Raw genomic sequence first — 17682 nt, forward strand, 5'->3', positions numbered from 1 at the left:
ATATGAACATTTTTTCTAATTTTTTCAATAAAAAATCTAAAAAGATTGAGATTACTAAAATTTTTGCTCCTATTTCAGGAAAAATTATTAATATAGAAAAAGTTCCTGACATGGTTTTTTCAGATAAAATAGTAGGAGATGGTATTGCTATTGATCCAATCGGAAATATTATAGTATCTCCTGTTGATGGAATAATAGGTAAAATTTTTGATACTAATCATGCTTTTTCAATAAAAACTAATAATAACATTGAATTGTTTATTCATTTTGGAATTGATACGATAAATTTAAAAGGTCAAGGATTCATAAGAAAATTTGATTTAAATAAAACTAATATTGTAAAAAAAGGTGAAATAATTATCGAACTAGACTTAGAATTCTTAAAAAAAATGGCTAAATCTATATATACACCAATTGTAATTTCTAATATTGAAAAAATTAATAAAATTAAAAAATATACAGGAAATGTTATTGCTGGTATAGATCCTATATTAGAAATATATAAATAAAAATTTTTTATAGAAAACATTTTTTAATAATAAAAAATAATTATTAAAAAATGTCTAATAACACTACTTTATAATATTTATATATAAAAAATATTTATATATTAATATATAATTTATTATATGATATTAATCTAATTATTTTAAATAATTTATTTTTAAAAATTTAAAATTATTAAAAAAATTTTTAATATTTATTATACAAATATAATTTTATTATATTTATATAATATTATTTATTATTTTGTAATAAAAATAAAATTATTATAATTAATAATATATTAAAATTCTGCATTATGATAAAAATTTTTAATATCTTTATTTTTTTTACATACAGATTCTAAATAAATTAATTTGTCTTTTGTGAAAATATTAATTTTTTTTTTTATAAATGGTTCTATTTTTAATTCAATTTTAGTTGGTTTTATTTTAAATTTTTTTATTTCTTTTGTAAGAAATTTATATTTTTTTTTTGTAAAAATTATTTGAATATTTTTTTTATTTAAAATAATATCATTTGCTTTTAACTTTTCTGCTATATCCATAACATAATCTGCATTATTTTTATATAAATATGTAATAAAGATTTGCTTATTAAACATATAATCTACTGCACCTTTTTGTTTTAAATTACCTCCAATTTTCTTTAAAATTTTACGTATAAAAGATACGGTTCTATTATTATTATTTGTTAAACATTTTATTAATAATGCAATATTTTCAGGGCCATAACCTTCATAATAAATTTCTTTTAATTGGTTTTTATTTTCTTTATTTATATTTTTTTTCAAAATATTATTAATTGTAATACGACTCATATTATAAGTTAATGCTTTTCCTATAACTAAACGTAATTTTGAATTATATTGTGGATTTATTCCTTTTCCTGTTTGAATAGCTGAGTTTAATTCTTTAATAATTTTAGAAAAAATTTTATCTTTTTTATTATCTTGAAATTTTTTACGATAACGTGTATTAGACCATTTACTATGTCCAGACATAAAATATTCCTTTATATATTAAAATATATATGATAATCCATAATCTTTAAGTAAATAATTATCAATTTTGTTAGGAGCATGAGTTAATAAACAATTTGCAGATGTTGTTTTAGGAAATGCTATAACATCACGGATATTATTCGTATTAGCTAGTAACATTACTAATCTATCTAATCCTAAAGCAATTCCTATATGAGGGGGAGTACCAAATTTTAAAGCTTCTAAAAAAAAACCAAAATTTTTTTGTTGATTAATTTGACTTATTTTAAGAATATTAAATATTTTTTTTTGTATTTTATAATTATTTATTCTCATAGAACCACTACCGATTTCATAGCCATTAATAACTAAATCATATGAATTAGATATTATCTGTTGAGGATTTTGTTCCAAGAGATTATATAAATTATTTACAGAATAATCTTTTGGAGATGTAAAAGGATGATTCATTGAAACTAAGTTACCTATTTTATCTTTTTTAAATAATGGATAATCAATTATCCATAATGGATAATAGATTTTATCTTTAATTAAATTTAAATCTTTTCCTAATTTTTCTCTTAAATATCCCATTGAAGATATATTATCATATAAATATTCTGTTCCAATAAAAATAATATCATTATCATAGGCATTATTTTTAATAATAATATTTTGTGTTTCATACTGGTTTAAATTTAAAAAATATGTATTTTTTTTATTAAATAAATTAATTAATTTATTTTTATATACTTTAAAAACATTTAAGTCATTTGTACCATACTTATTAATATATAATATATATTTATTTAAATCTTTTAATTTTATATTAGATATATATTTATTTTTAATATTAATAGAAACAATTCTTTTTTTATTTGTTTTAATAAAAAAATTACTTAGATTTACAAGTTTTAATTTATTTCTTAAATCAGGTTTATCTGTTCCAAAAATTTCCATTGATTCTTGAAAAGTAAAAACTTTAAATTTATTTAAAGATACATTTTTTATTTTTTTCCATATATAAAATATCATTTTTTCTATAAATAATCTAAATATATTTGATTTTATAAAAGACATTTCTATATCAATTTGTGTAAATTCTGGTTGTCGATCTGAACGTAAATCTTCATCACGAAAACATTTAGCAATTTGATAATAACGATCTAATCCAGAAATCATTAATAATTGTTTAAAAATTTGAGGAGATTGTGGTAAAGCATAAAAATGATGTTTAGTAATTCTACTAGGTACTAAATAATCTCTTGATCCTTCTAATGTAGAATTTGTTAATATAGGAGTTTCAATATTTAAAAATTTATTTTTTTCTAAAAAATTTCTAATATAAAACATTATATTTGATCTTAATTTTAAATTTTTAATCATTTTAAATTGTCTTAGATCTAAATACCTATATTTTAATCTAATTTCTTCTGTATTATGCATATTAATATCTATAGGTAAGGATTTAGATTTATTTAAAATAAAAATATCAAATACAATAATCTCAATTTCTCCTGTTGATAATTTTATATTGTTATTATTTTTTGCTCTTTTTACTATTTTTCCTTTAATTTTTACACAAAAATTATTACGTAATGTATTTGCTATATTATAAGCTATTTTATATTCAGGTTTAAAAACTGCTTGAATTATACCTTCTCTATCTTTTAAATTAATAAAAATTAATTTTCCTAAATTTCTATAATTTTGGACCCATCCATAAAGAATTATTTCTTTATTAAGAAAATTTTTATTAATTTCACCACAAAAAATTTTTTTTATCATCTATAAAACCTTTTATAAAAAATTTCATTAAATAATTAATTATTTTAATATGAAATTTATTTCATTTAAAATAATAATTTATATAAATAAAAATTTTATATATTTAAAATATATAATATTGTTTTTTTATTAGAATAAAAATAATTTTATTAAATATTATGATATTTTATATTATTAATATATTTGATATTTTTTTAATTTTAAAATATTAATAATAATTTATATATTATATATAACAATATTTTTTAAAAAATTTATATATAAAAAATAAACTAATCTTAATTACCAATTAATTTTTTAAATATATTAAATTGTAATATTATTATATATTTTATATATACATAAATATATTAAAACATTTTTTATTTAAAATTTATAATTATTCATATAAAAAAAAAGAAAATAAATGAACATAAAAAAATTTCTTTCAATAAAAATTCATAAATCAATGATTCAATCAGGCATACCATCTAAATATAATGTTATTTTACGTCCATGTAAAAAAAAAATATTTGGGAATTACCAAATAAATGGTATTATTTCTGCTGCTATTCATTTAAAAATGAATCCTAATGATCTTGCTAAAAAAGTAGTAAAAAATTTAAAATTAAATAATATTTTATCTAAAATTACAATATCGCAAACAGGATATATTAATTTTTTTCTTAAAAAAAAATGGTTATCTAATCAAATTAATTTATTAATGATTTCTAAAAAATTAGGATTAACAGAAAATATTATATTTAAAAATATAGTTGTTGATTATTCTAGTCCTAATATAGCAAAAGAAATGCATGTAGGACATCTAAGATCTACAATTATAGGAGATTCAATGGTACGTATTTTATCTTTTGTTGGACATAATGTGATTAAATCAAATCATATTGGTGATTGGGGTACTCAATTTGGAATGCTTATTGCTTTTTTAAAATTAAAAAATAAAAAAATTGATTTTTTACTTTCTGATATAGAAAAATTATATAAACAAGCACAAAAAAAATATGTTAAAGATATTAATTTTACCAAATTAGCTAAATATTATGTAGTAAAATTACAACAAAAAGATAGTTCTTGTTTAAAAATATGGAAAAAAATAGTTAATATTACTATGAATTATAATTATCAATTATATAATAAATTAAATATTAAACTTACTCATCGTGATACTATGGGTGAAAGTAAATATCATGATATGATTCCTAATATTATTAAAGATTTAAAAAAAAAAGGAATTGCTGTTAATAATAATGGAACAATTATGATTCCTATTAAAGGAATACAAAATAAAAAAGGAAAATTAATGGCAATAATTATTCAAAAACAAGATGGTGCCTATCTTTATGCTACAATAGATATTGCATGTATTAAATATCGTTATGATATTTTTAAAGCAGATAGAATTATCTATTATGTAGATTCACGTCAAAATCAATATCTTAATCAAATTTTCCAAATAGTTAGAAATGCGAAATATGTACCTAATAATTTACAATTAGAACATCATATGTTTGGTATGATTTTAAATAAAAATAATAAGCCTTTTAAAACAAGAGAAGGAACAAATATTAAATTAAATTATTTAATTGATGAATCTATCATTAGAGCTAAAAATATAATTTTAAAAAAAAATCCTTTAATTAAAACAAAAATATTAGAAGATTTATCTAAAAAAATTGGAATAGGTGCTATTAAATATGCTGATCTATCTAAAAATAGAATTAATAATTATATTTTTAGTTGGGAAAAAATGTTATCATTGAATGGGAATACTTCTTTATATATTCAATATGCTTATGTAAGAGCTATATCTTTATTAAAAAAAGCTAATATTAATTTAAATAATTTTTTGAATTTAGAAATTAGTTTTATATCTAGTTATGAATTTGATCTTGCTATATCATTTTTAGATTTTGAAGAAATTATTTTTAAAATTGTTAATAAGGGAATTCCTCACTTATTATGTAATTGGTTATATAAAATTACAGTGTTATTTTCTTCTTTTTATGAAAATTGTAATATTTTAAATATAAAAGATATTAAACTAAAAATTAGTAGATTAAAAATTGTTTTTTTAACATCCTTGTTTTTAAAACAAGGATTATACCTTCTAGGTATAGATGTTATAAAAAAAATATAAAAATATTATTAATAAATATATTTTTTTTTTACAAAAAATATTATTATATATTTTATATAAAAGTATTATTTTACATAAAATATGTTAAAAAAAAAAGTTATAATTGCTATGTCTGGAGGAATAGATTCTTCTTTTTCTGCTTGGTTATTAAAAAAACAAAATTATCAAGTAGAAGGATTATTTATGAAAAATTGGGAAGAAGATGATATAAATAATACTTGTAATAGTAAAACAGATCTATATCATGCAGAAATTATATGTAAAAAATTAAATATTCCTTTACATAAAATTAATTTTTCATTTGAATATTGGAATTATGTTTTTAAAAATTTTCTTGATGAATATCAAAAAGGTAATACACCAAATCCAGATATTTTATGTAATAAAATTATTAAATTTAAATATTTTATGAATTTTGCTATAAAAAATTTAAAAGCTGATTTTATCAGTACAGGACATTATGTCCGTTGTAAAAAAATTAAAAATCATATTTTTTTACTAAAAGGTTTAGATGATGATAAAGATCAAAGTTATTTTTTATATACAATAAAAGAAAAACAATTAAAAAAAATTTTATTTCCTATAGGCGGTTTAAAAAAAAAAGAAGTAAGATATTTTGCAAAAAAATTTAAATTTGTTAATGCATTTAAAAAAGATTCGATGGGAATTTGTTTTATAGGTAAAAAAAATTTTCCTAATTTTTTAAATAAATATTTAACTTCTAAAGAAGGTAATATAACAGATATAAATGGCAAAATCATAGGAAAACATAAAGGTTTAATTCATTATACCATAGGACAAAGAAAACGAATCGGATTAGGTGGATCAATATTTTATGGAAATGAACCATGGTATGTATATAAAAAAGATATTAAAAATAATATTTTAATTGTTATACAAAATAAAGAAAATTTACATTTGTATTTTATTGGATTAATAATAAAAAAAATTACTTGGATTACTAATGTTTCTAAAATAATAGAAAAAACATATATGATTAAAACTAGATATCGTCAAAAAGATATTAATTGTAAAATTATTTCTTTAAATAAAAATAAAATTAAAGTATATTTTTATACTCCTATTTCTAGTATTACACAAGGACAATCAGCTGTATTTTACTATCATAAAATTTGTTTAGGAGGTGGAATTATTGAAAAAGGAATACCATTAATTTAAAATTATAAAAAAATATTTAAAATAATTTTTATTGAAAAATAAAATTTAATATTTAAAGTTATTATTTTAACTTTTTTAAAGTTAAATAAAAAATAATATTTTTTAGAGTATTATTATGAAAAAAAAAATTTTTAAAAAAATATTAATTAATCTTATAAATGTTAATAAATCTTTTTATGGTAAAAAAATTATTTCTAATTTAAATTTAAGTATAAATGATGGAGAATTTATTACTTTATTAGGTCCTTCAGGTTGTGGTAAAACAACTATTATTCGTTTAATAGCTGGTTTAGAGAAAGTAGATAGTGGTACAATTATTTTAAATAATACAGAAATAACAAAATATCCAGCTGAAAAAAGACAAATTAATACTGTTTTTCAAAGTTATGCATTATTTCCTCATATGTCTGTATTTGATAATATAGCTTTTGGATTAAGAATGCAAAAAAAAAACTATCAAGAAATAATTACTAAAGTAAAAAAAATTTTAGATATAGTACAATTAAAAAATTTTATGAATAGCAAACCACATGAATTGTCTGGAGGACAACAACAAAGAGTAGCTATAGCAAGAGCAGTAATAAATCAACCAAAATTATTATTGCTTGATGAATCATTATCAGCTTTAGATTATAGATTACGAAAAAAAATGCAAAATGAATTAAAAGCATTACAAAGAAGATTAGGTATTACTTTTATTTTAGTAACACATAATCAGGAAGAAGCTTTAAGTATATCAGATAGAATTATTTTATTACGTAATGGTAAAATAGAACAAGATGGTACTCCTAGAGAAATATATGAAGAACCTAAAAATTTATTTGTTGCAAAATTTATAGGAGATATTAATATATTTAATGCTTCTATTTTAGAAAAAATTAATAATAATAAATTTAAAGCTAATTTAGAAAATTTTATTTGTACTATAAAAGTACCGTTTAATATTTTTCCAGGAGAAAAAATACATGTCTTATTAAGACCAGAAGACTTAAAAATAAAAAAAATTAACCAAAATACTAATGTAAATACAGGTTTAATAGGTTATATACAAGAAAAAAATTATAAAGGTATGACTTTAGAATCTATATTAAAACTTAATAATGGTAAAATTATTACTGTAAGTGAATTTTTTAATGAAAATGATCCTTATGTTGATCATCCACTCAATCAAAAAATGTTAATTAATTGGATTGAAACATGGGAGATTGTATTGCCTTATGATCAAAATTATAAAACATATTAAAAAAATTATAATTTTTTTAATTATTAGTTGGTTATTATTATTTATTTTTTTACCTAGTATAATACTAATTATTATTAGTTTTTTAAAAAAAGATAATTATGATTCAATAATACTTTACTTTTCATTAAATAATTATTTAAAGTTATTTAATGATTTATATATTAAAGTATTTATAAATACTTTATTTATTTCATTAATTACAACAGTAATATGTTTTTTAATAGGTTATCCATTTGCATGGTGTTTAACTAAAATATCTGCAAAAAAAAAATCTTTAATGTTATTTTTTCTATTCTTACCTTTTTGGGTAAATTCTTTAATTAGAATATATTGTTTAAAAATTTTTTTAGGAATTAATGGATGGTTAAATAATATTTTACTATATTTAAAAATTATTCATTATCCTATTCATATTATTTATACTCCTAGTGCTATTATTTTAGGATTAGTATATATTTTATTACCGTTTATGATAGTGCCAATATATTCTAGTTTTGAAAAATTAGATAAATTTTATATAGAAGCAGCAAAAGATTTAGGTGCTAAATCATGGAAAATTTTTTTTTATATAGTTATTCCTTTAACTACTTCAGGAATTATTGCAGGTTGTTTATTAGTTTTTTTACCTAGCATGGGGATGTTTTATATTTCTGATTTAATGGGTGGTTCTAAAAATTTATTAATTGGAAATATAATTAAAAATCAATTTTTATATATTAGAGATTGGCCTTTAGGAGCAGCAACAAGTAATATAATAACATTATTTACTGGTATTTTTTTAATATTATATTTTAAAATTATAAATTTTTTAAGTAAAAAGGAATTTAAAAAAAATGTTTAAATATATATGTAGAATAATTTTTATAAATGTAATTTATTTATGGTTTTATATACCTATTATATTACTAATTATAAATTCTTTTAATTCATCACGCTTTGGAATTATATGGGAAGGATTTAGTACTAAATGGTATTTATTAACTATAAATAATAATTCTTTATTAGAAGTTACATATCATTCTTTATGTATTAGTATTATTACAGCAACTTTTACAACTTTAATTGGTTTATTAACAGCTCTATCTTTACATTATTATAATGTATATATCAAATCATTAATAAATACTTTATTATTTATAGTAATTATTTCTCCTGATATTGTGATGGGAATTTCTTTGTTATTATTATTTATTTTATTAGATTTTCCTTTAGGATTTTGGTCTTTATTATTTGCTCATATTACTTTTTGTTTTCCATATGTAGTTATTAATATCTATTCTAGATTACAAAATTTTGATAATCGTATAATAGAAGCTGCAAAAGATTTAGGTGCTAATGAAATTATTATTTTAACAAAAATAATATTACCTATAATTTTTCCTGTTATTATCTCTAGTTGGTTAATAAGTTTTGTTTTATCTATGGATGATATAACAATATCAACATTTGTAACTGGACCAGAATATGAAATTTTACCATTAAAAATCTATTCAATGGCAAAAATAGGTATTACTCCTGAAATTAATGTTTTAGCTACTATACTAATAGTAGTATCTTTATTCTTAGTAATTATAAGTAAAATTATTTTAGGTAAATATAAAATATTTAATGAAATAAATTCTTTATTAGATTAATTATTTAATATGTACATTATTTTTGGCATTTATAACAAAAAAAAGTACTTCTATTTCTTTGATTTATTTTAATAATTTTTGTATAACATATCTTACATAATTTATTTTTTTTTCCATAAACATATAAATACTTAGAATAAGTACCAATATTATTATCAGGTAATCTATAATCAATAATGGTAGAACCCCCATATTTTATAGATTGACTTAAAATATATTTAATATTTTTTACTAAAAATGTAATTTCTTTAAAACTTAAAGTACTAGAGTTGCGTGTAGGTAATATATTTGATATAAATAATGATTCATTTGCATATATATTACCTATTCCTGTTACAATTTTATTATCCATTATTAATATTTTAATAGGAAGATTTTTTTTTTTACTAATATTATATAAATATAAATTATTAAATTCATTAGTTAATGGTTCAAAACCTAATTTTTTTAAAAAAATATTTGTTTTATAATTTTTTTTTTCCCACAACCAAAATCCAAATTTTCTTATATCTGTATATCTTAAAATTAAATTATTATCAATAATTAAATCAATATGATCATGTTTATGATATTGAAAAGAATTTTTTATATTATTTAGTAAAAATAACTTTCCTGTCATACCTAAATGAATAATAATTGTATTATTTATTAAAATTAATAAAATATATCTTCCTCTTCTTTTAATATTTAAAATTTTTTGATTATTTATTTCAATAATTTCATTAGGAATAATATATTTTAATTTTTTAACTCTAATAATAGAATAATTAATTATTTTACCTTTTAACAAAGGTTGTATCATATTTTTAATAACTTCTACTTCAGGTAATTCAGGCATAATAATTATTTACCAACACAAAATTGTGAAAAAATATTATCTAATAAATCTTTAGAAGTAAATTCTCCGGTAATTAAATCTAAATCTTTTTGTATTAATCTTAAATCTTCAGCTATTAATTCTAATGAATAAGTTTTTAAAAAGTTTTTTTGTCCTTTAATTAATAATTTATTAATAGAATTTAAAGAATCTATATATCTTGCTCTAGCGGTAAATTGATCTTCATTACTATTAGTATTCACAATATTTTTATTTATAAAATTTGCTAAAATAGATATTCCTTTTTTATTTTTTACAGATAATTTTATAATTACATAATAATTTTGATGAATGATTTCTGAATTACTATTTGTAATATCAATTTTATTACGTATAATAATAATAGGAATTTTTTTTAAAAAATTTTTTAAATATTTTTTAATTATTTGAGATAAAATATTTTCTGATATTTGATCTTCTACTACTAAAAATATATAATTTGCATTTTTTATCTCTTGAAATGTTTTTTCTATACCTATAACTTCAATTTTATTTGTAGTATTTCTAATGCCTGCTGTATCAATAATCTCTATTGGTACTGAATTAACATAAATTTTTTCATGTAAAATATCTCTAGTAGTACCAGGAATATCAGTTACTATAGAAACATTTTTATTAGTAATCAAATTCATTAAACTAGATTTTCCAGAATTAGGAGGTCCAATTAACACTATTTTAATTCCTTCTTTAATTTTTATTCCATTTTTTACATATTGTATAATTTTTATTAAAAATTTTAATGATTTTTTTATTTTTATTAAAATTTTTTTACAAAAAATAGAAAAATTATTTTCATGATTAAATTCTAAAAAAGATTCTATTTTTATTCTCATATCAATAATTAAATCTTTAAAATTTTTTAATAATAATGAAAATTTACCATTCATTAAATTCATTGCAGAAAAAATAGCTTGTTTAGAATTAGCAGAAATAATATCAGCAATTGCTTCAGCTTGAGTCAAATCTATTTTTTTATTTAAAAAAGCTCTTTTAGAAAATTCTCCTGGATATGCAATCCTCACACCATTAATATGTGTTATTATATCATTGATTAATAAATCAATTAATATTGCATTACCATGACATTGTAATTCTAAAATATCTTCTCCAGTAAAAGAATCAGGTTTAGGAAACCATAATACAATACCTTTATCTATAATTTTATTTTTATAAAAAAATGGTAAATAATATGCATATCTTGGTTTTATATATTTCAATTTTAATGTATGTTTAATTACATTAATAACTTTATTACCAGATATTCTAATAACCCCTATACTACCTTGTCCTAAAGGAGTAGCTCTTGCGATTATTGTATAATATTGTTTTTCCATAAATTTTTAAATTTAATTATGAAATTTTATAATTTTTATTATTTATTTGATACATAATCCATTTTTGTTGCAAAATAGTAATTAAATTATTTATTATATAATATAAAACTAATCCAGAAGGAAGCCATAAAAAAAAGAAACTAAAAATAATAGGCATTATATATGTAAATTTATTTTGTATAAAATTATTTTTATCAAATTTAGTTTGAGAAAAATATTGTATAACTAACATAGTAATACTCATTATTATTGGTAAAATATAATATGGATCTTCTGATGACAAATCTTGTATCCAAAAAAGAAATTTAGCATGTCTTAATTCAATTGAACTAATTAACATATAATATAAAGCTAAAAAAATAGGCATTTGTATAATAAATGGAAAAAATCCAGCAAAAGGATTTAAATTTTCCCTTTTATATAATAAAATTATTTCTTTACTAAGACGTTCCTTATTATTAGCAAATTTTTCTTTTATTTTTTGTATTTCTGGTTGTAAATCATTTATTTTAGTAATAGTTATATACTGTTTTTTAGATAAAGGATATGTTAATACCCTTATTATAATAGTAATTATAATAATTGAAATTCCCCAATTTTTTACTATACTAAAAATAAAATTTAATAATTGAAATAATAATTTTGATAAAAATCCTAAAAAACCATAATCTATGGTTAAATCTAAAAAAGGTACTATCTGAGACATTGTTGCTTGAATTTTAGGTCCTATCCATAATTGAGATGTAAAATTATGTTTTTGTCCTGGTAAAATTAAATAAAATGGAGATTTAAAACCAATACTAATAATATTATTAAATATTTTTTTTATATAAACAGTATTTTCTTTAGAAAAATTAGGTAAAATCCAAACTGAAGTAAAATACTGTTGTAACATAGCTATCCATCCAGTATAAGTTTTAAATTGTATGTTTTTTTTTTTTAAAATATAAGGAAATTTATATTTCTTAAATTTTGTTTCTTTTGTTGAAAAAGCTACCCCATCAAATGTTTTTATAGTAACATTATTATGTTTTTTATCTAAATATTTTTGAGGAGTAACGCTTGATTTATCTATTTGGCCAAAAATACCTATACTAATAGGTTGTTTATTATTTAAATTAAAAATTTGATGATTAATTTTAATTAAATAACTTCCTTTTGTAAAAATAAAAGTTTTTATATATAAAATATTATTTTTTATGAAAAAAAAAGGTATTTTTAATATATTTTTATTTTTTTTAAATGTAAAAAAGTTTGAACTTGTAAAAAATTTAGAATTTTTATAAAAATTAATATCTTTTCCTAATTTATTATTTTTTATAACACCACTTGTTACTTGATAAACAAAATCAGTATTTTTTCTTAATAAAGTAAAAAATTTTTTAGAATGTAATTTTTCAAAATAGTCTAATAATTGTACTTTTTCAATATTACCCCCATAAGGGTTAATAGATATAAAAAATTTATCTGTTTTAATCAAAACATTATCTTTTTTTATGTCTTTAAAGAAAATCTTAGATTGCTTATCTAGATGAGTGTCATTATCAATATTAATAGTATTTTTTATTGTATTATTTTTTGTATAATTATATATTATTTTCCAATTATTTAAAATAATAAAAAAAAACAAACAAAAAATAATTAAAAAAATATTATTTTTTGAATTCATTATTCATATTCTCATTTTTTTTGTTAAAAATATAAATTTAATTATAACGTAAAACAACAAGTTTAGCCTATTTTTATATTAAATTATTTTTCTAAAATTTAACCATATATTTTTTAAATATTTTTTAAAATAAAAAATATCAATTTTTAATATGTTTTTATTATATAAAATAATAATATAATCTCTATTAAAAAAATAATATTGATTTAAACGAAAATATTCACGAATTATTCTTTTAAATTTATTTCTAATATATGTTTTACGAACTATTTTTTTAGGAATAATTATACCTATTCTAGAATATTGAATATTATTTTTTTTATTTAATATAATAAAATATAAATTATTTAATCTATTATTTTTTTTAAAAATTGAATTAAAATTTAATGAAGTTAAACGTTTATTTTTTGTAAAATTAAAATTAAACATTTTTATTTAAATTTTTTATCTGAAACACTTAAATAAATACGTTTTTTAGTACGACGACGATTTATAATTTTTCTACCATTTTTTGTTTTCATTCTACATCTAAAACCATGGGATCTATTTCTTTTTAATATAGATGGTTGAAAAGTACGTTTCATTTAGTTTACACCTATACTTATATAATATATAATTATTATATACATAAAATAATTTTTTTATACATATTTTTTTATTATTTCAAATTAAAAAATTATATATTTATTTTAAGTTTGACCGTAAAATATATAGTATATTATTGTATATAAATTATAATTTTATATTGTGTATTTTTTTTAAAATAAGAATTATGGAAAATAATATTATTATTAATAGAGAATTAATAATTAAACCATTACAATATGTTACTAATATTGTTAGTAATAAATCTTTACATCCTAATCTTAGTAATATTTTAATAAAAATTTTAGATAATGGAATTGTATTATTTAAAAGTACTAATCTAGAAATAGAAATTACATCTTTTATTAAAAATAAATATTTAAATAAAAAATATTCTGTTATTATTCAAGGAAAAAAATTTTATAATATATGTCGTTCTTTTCCTAAAAAAAATGATATAAAAATAGTATTTAATATAAATAAAATGATTATTTCTACAAAAAATTGTCATTTTACAATAACTACTTTACCTGCAAATAATTTTCCAAATATAAGTTTTTTAAAACATGATATAGAATTTAATTTAACAAATAAAATATTAAAAAATTTTATATATGCTACTTATTTTTCAATAGCAGATAACGATGTAAGAAAATATTTAAATGGATTATTTTTGCAAATTAAAAATAATGTTTTAAATATTGTATCAACTGATGGACATAGATTATCTTTTTATAAATATATTTTAGATAAAAATATTATAAATTATAGTGTTATAATTCCTCGTAAAAGTATTTTTGAATTATCTAAATTAATTAATAATACTAATGAATTAGTTAATATTAAAATTAATAATAATAATATTTGTTTTACTTTTAAAAATTTAAAATTTATATCTAAATTAATTACAAGTAATTTTCCTGACTATAAAGAAATTATACCTAAATCATTCTATCAAATAATTAAAATTGATCGTGTTTTATTTAAAAATGCTTTAAATAGAATTTCTATTTTAGTAAATGAAAGAACAAAAGGAGTAAATTTATTATTAAATAATAAAAACTTAAAAATTTTTACTAATAATATTAATAATGAAAAAGCTGAAGAAGTATTAAAAATAGAAAAATTTCAAAATAAAAAAACAAATGATATTCAAATATCATTTAATATTAATTATTTAATTGATGTTATTAATATATTAGAAAGTAATTTTATTAAATTATCTTTTATTGATAGTATTTCTAGTATTAAAATAGAAGATAATTATGATAAAAATAAAATTTACTTAATTATGCCAATGAAAATATAAATTTTATTTAATTTTAAAAAAAATGAGAGTTAAATTTGATAAATAAATATTATGATTCTTCAAGTATTCAAATCTTAAAAGGATTAGATGCTGTTAAAAAAAGACCAGGAATGTATATTGGCAATACTGATGATGGTACAGGATTACATCATATGGTATTTGAAGTTATAGATAATTCAATAGATGAATCTTTGTCTGGTTTTTGTAAAAATATACAAGTAATTATACATAAGGATAATTCTGTTTCTATTATTGATGATGGGAGAGGTATACCTACAGATATACATAAAGAAGCTCAAATATCAGCTGCTGAAGTTATTATGACTATATTACATTCAGGTAGTAAATTTAATAATAAATTTTATAAATTATCAGGAGGTTTACATGGAGTAGGAATTTCTGTGGTAAATGCTTTATCAAAAAAATTAGAATTAATTATTAAAAAAAATGGAAAATTATATAAACAATTATATTATTATGGAATACCTCAAGAAAAATTAAAAATTATTGGTATTAGTAATACTACCGGAACACATATTAGATTTTGGCCTGATTATAATATTTTTACTACAGTTCAAAAATTTAATTATCAAATTCTATCTAATAGACTAAAAGAATTATCTTTTTTAAATTCAGGATTAATTATTTCAATTATTGATGATAAAAGAAATAAAAAAGATATTTTTCAATATAAGGGAGGTATAAAAGAATATATAAAATATTTAAATAAAGATATTAATTTGATTAATCAAAAAATTTTTTATTGTTATACCAAAAATAATAATATTAATATAGAAATTGCTATGCAGTGGAATAATTCATTCAATGAAGAAATATATTGTTTTACTAATAATATACCTCAAAAAAATGGAGGTACTCATTTATCCGGATTAAAATCAGCTATAACAAAAACAATAAAACTTTATATAGACAAAGAAGGATATAATAAAAAAAAGAATATTAATTTAAAAGGAGAAGATACTAGAGAAGGTTTAATTGCAATTATATCAATAAAAATTTTAAATCCAAAATTTTCTTCTCAAACTAAAGAAAAATTAATATCATCAGAAGTAAAATCATTAGTAGAATGTTATGTAAATAAACAATTAATGTTTTTTTTATTAGAAAATCCAAGTGATGCTAAAAATATTGTAGAAAAAATTATTAGCATAGCTAAAATAAGAGATATTGCTAGAAAAACCAAAAATATAATAAAAAATCAAAACATAAATAACATATCAAGATTACCAGGAAAATTATCTGATTGTCAAGAAAATAATCCTGAATTATCTGAAATTTATTTAGTAGAGGGAGATTCAGCAGGAGGATCAGCTAAACAAGGTAGAAATAGAAAAACACAAGCAATTTTACCTTTAAAAGGTAAAATTCTTAATGTAGAAAAAGCTAAATTTAGTAAAATTATTACTTCGCAAGAAATAATAACTTTAGTTACAGCATTAGGTGTTAATTTAGAAAAATATCATTTAGATAATTTAAGATATCATAATATCATTATAATGACAGATGCAGATGTAGATGGGGCACATATTCGTACTTTATTATTAACATTTTTTTATCGTCAAATACCTAATATTATTGAAAAAGGTTATATATATATAGCACAACCTCCACTTTATAGAATTAAAAAAGGTAATAAAAAATTTTATATTAGAAACAATGAAGAAATGGAAACATTTATACTAAATTCAGCTATAGAAAAAGCTGTTTTTTATTTTAAAAAATCTGAAGAAAAATTAATTGATAAAAAATTAATGATATTAATTAATGAATATTATTCTATAAAAAAAATTATAAAAAATTCTCAATATAATATTGATAGTAAAATATTACATGCACTATTGTATAATACAAAATTAAATCAATCAAATAATTATAATGTAGATATATGGTTAAATAATTTACTTTTGTTTTTAAATAAAAATTATATAAATATGAAATTTTCAGGTAAGATAAACAAAAATATTGATAAAAATATTTTTGAATTAGTAATTTATGAAAATAAATATGAAAATATAAATAAATATTTATTAAATAATGATTTTTTTATAAGTAATGAATACAATAAAATATGTTTATTAGGAAATAAATTATGTTCTTTACAAAAAAAAGGTATTTTTTATGTAAAAAAAGGAGAAAAAAATAAAAATATTAATTCTTTTGAAGAAGGAATGGAATGGTTGTTAAAAGAATCTAAAAAAAGTCTTTCTATACAAAGATATAAGGGATTAGGTGAAATGAATCCAAGTCAATTATGGGAAACTACTATGAATCCTTTAACTCGTAATATGTTAAAAGTAACAATTCAAGATGCAATTTCAGCTGATCAATTATTTTCAACTTTAATGGGTGATGAGGTTGAACCCAGAAAATTATTTATAAAAGAAAATGCTTTAAAAGCATTAAATATCGATTTTTAAATA

The 17682-nt window shown here is 17.9% G+C and carries 15 protein-coding genes; 8 read left to right on the forward strand and 7 right to left on the reverse strand.

Annotated features, from left to right (window positions below; genetic code table 11):
• Nucleotides 1–2 precede the first annotated feature (2 nt).
• Nucleotides 3–509, forward strand: a complete 507-nt coding sequence (crr, locus tag GJT95_RS02070; RefSeq protein WP_169786110.1) for a PTS glucose transporter subunit IIA — start codon at nucleotides 3–5, stop codon at nucleotides 507–509.
• Nucleotides 510–787: 278 nt separating this feature from the next.
• Here crr and GJT95_RS02075 read toward each other — a convergent pair whose 3' ends face one another.
• Complete coding sequence (locus GJT95_RS02075) at nucleotides 788–1507, reverse strand: YebC/PmpR family DNA-binding transcriptional regulator (protein WP_169786111.1); 720 nt, start codon at nucleotides 1505–1507, stop codon at nucleotides 788–790.
• Nucleotides 1508–1525: 18 nt separating this feature from the next.
• Entirely contained in the window at nucleotides 1526–3274 is a 1749-nt protein-coding gene (gene aspS / locus GJT95_RS02080) for an aspartate--tRNA ligase (protein ID WP_246225720.1), read from the reverse strand.
• A gap of 406 nt (nucleotides 3275–3680) precedes the next feature.
• Here aspS and argS point away from each other — a divergent pair, with 406 nt between their 5' ends.
• From argS to potC, 5 genes are all read left to right on the forward strand, one after another.
• Nucleotides 3681–5411 carry an arginine--tRNA ligase gene (argS, locus tag GJT95_RS02085; protein WP_169786112.1) on the forward strand — a complete coding sequence of 577 codons (1731 nt, stop codon included), beginning with the start codon at nucleotides 3681–3683 and terminating at the stop codon, nucleotides 5409–5411.
• An 81-nt stretch (nucleotides 5412–5492) separates the two neighbouring features.
• On the forward strand, nucleotides 5493–6590 hold the full coding sequence (gene mnmA / locus GJT95_RS02090; protein WP_169786113.1) for a tRNA 2-thiouridine(34) synthase MnmA: 1098 nt from the start codon (nucleotides 5493–5495) through the stop codon (nucleotides 6588–6590).
• A 115-nt stretch (nucleotides 6591–6705) separates the two neighbouring features.
• Entirely contained in the window at nucleotides 6706–7833 is a 1128-nt protein-coding gene (potA, locus tag GJT95_RS02095) for a spermidine/putrescine ABC transporter ATP-binding protein PotA (protein WP_169786114.1), read from the forward strand.
• On the forward strand, nucleotides 7811–8674 hold the full coding sequence (gene potB, locus GJT95_RS02100; RefSeq protein WP_425482522.1) for a spermidine/putrescine ABC transporter permease PotB: 864 nt from the start codon (nucleotides 7811–7813) through the stop codon (nucleotides 8672–8674). Before potA ends, potB begins: the two co-directional genes overlap by 23 nt.
• A complete protein-coding gene (gene potC / locus GJT95_RS02105) occupies nucleotides 8667–9467 on the forward strand; it encodes a spermidine/putrescine ABC transporter permease PotC (protein WP_169786116.1) in 801 nt (266 codons plus the stop codon). The genes potB and potC overlap by 8 nt, the downstream gene beginning before the upstream one ends.
• A 16-nt stretch (nucleotides 9468–9483) precedes the next feature.
• Here potC and mutM read toward each other — a convergent pair whose 3' ends face one another.
• From mutM to rpmH, 5 genes are all read right to left on the reverse strand, one after another.
• Complete coding sequence (gene mutM, locus GJT95_RS02110; RefSeq protein ID WP_169786117.1) at nucleotides 9484–10305, reverse strand: bifunctional DNA-formamidopyrimidine glycosylase/DNA-(apurinic or apyrimidinic site) lyase; 822 nt, start codon at nucleotides 10303–10305, stop codon at nucleotides 9484–9486.
• A gap of 5 nt (nucleotides 10306–10310) precedes the next feature.
• Entirely contained in the window at nucleotides 10311–11678 is a 1368-nt protein-coding gene (gene mnmE / locus GJT95_RS02115; protein ID WP_169786118.1) for a tRNA uridine-5-carboxymethylaminomethyl(34) synthesis GTPase MnmE, read from the reverse strand.
• Between the two features lie 16 nt (nucleotides 11679–11694).
• Complete coding sequence (yidC, locus tag GJT95_RS02120; protein ID WP_169786119.1) at nucleotides 11695–13347, reverse strand: membrane protein insertase YidC; 1653 nt, start codon at nucleotides 13345–13347, stop codon at nucleotides 11695–11697.
• Between the two features lie 78 nt (nucleotides 13348–13425).
• Complete coding sequence (gene rnpA, locus GJT95_RS02125; RefSeq protein WP_169786120.1) at nucleotides 13426–13776, reverse strand: ribonuclease P protein component; 351 nt, start codon at nucleotides 13774–13776, stop codon at nucleotides 13426–13428.
• Nucleotides 13777–13778: 2 nt separating this feature from the next.
• Nucleotides 13779–13931 carry a 50S ribosomal protein L34 gene (gene rpmH / locus GJT95_RS02130; protein WP_169786121.1) on the reverse strand — a complete coding sequence of 51 codons (153 nt, stop codon included), beginning with the start codon at nucleotides 13929–13931 and terminating at the stop codon, nucleotides 13779–13781.
• A gap of 188 nt (nucleotides 13932–14119) precedes the next feature.
• Here rpmH and dnaN point away from each other — a divergent pair, with 188 nt between their 5' ends.
• Together dnaN and gyrB are read left to right on the forward strand one after the other, a co-directional pair.
• Nucleotides 14120–15241: a DNA polymerase III subunit beta gene (dnaN, locus tag GJT95_RS02135; RefSeq protein ID WP_169786122.1), complete on the forward strand. Its 1122-nt coding sequence runs from the start codon at nucleotides 14120–14122 to the stop codon at nucleotides 15239–15241.
• A gap of 38 nt (nucleotides 15242–15279) precedes the next feature.
• On the forward strand, nucleotides 15280–17679 hold the full coding sequence (gyrB, locus tag GJT95_RS02140; protein WP_169786152.1) for a DNA topoisomerase (ATP-hydrolyzing) subunit B: 2400 nt from the start codon (nucleotides 15280–15282) through the stop codon (nucleotides 17677–17679).
• Nucleotides 17680–17682 lie beyond the last annotated feature (3 nt).

Source organism: Enterobacteriaceae endosymbiont of Donacia crassipes (assembly GCF_012569785.1).
In the GTDB taxonomy this organism is placed as follows: Bacteria; Pseudomonadota; Gammaproteobacteria; order Enterobacterales; family Enterobacteriaceae.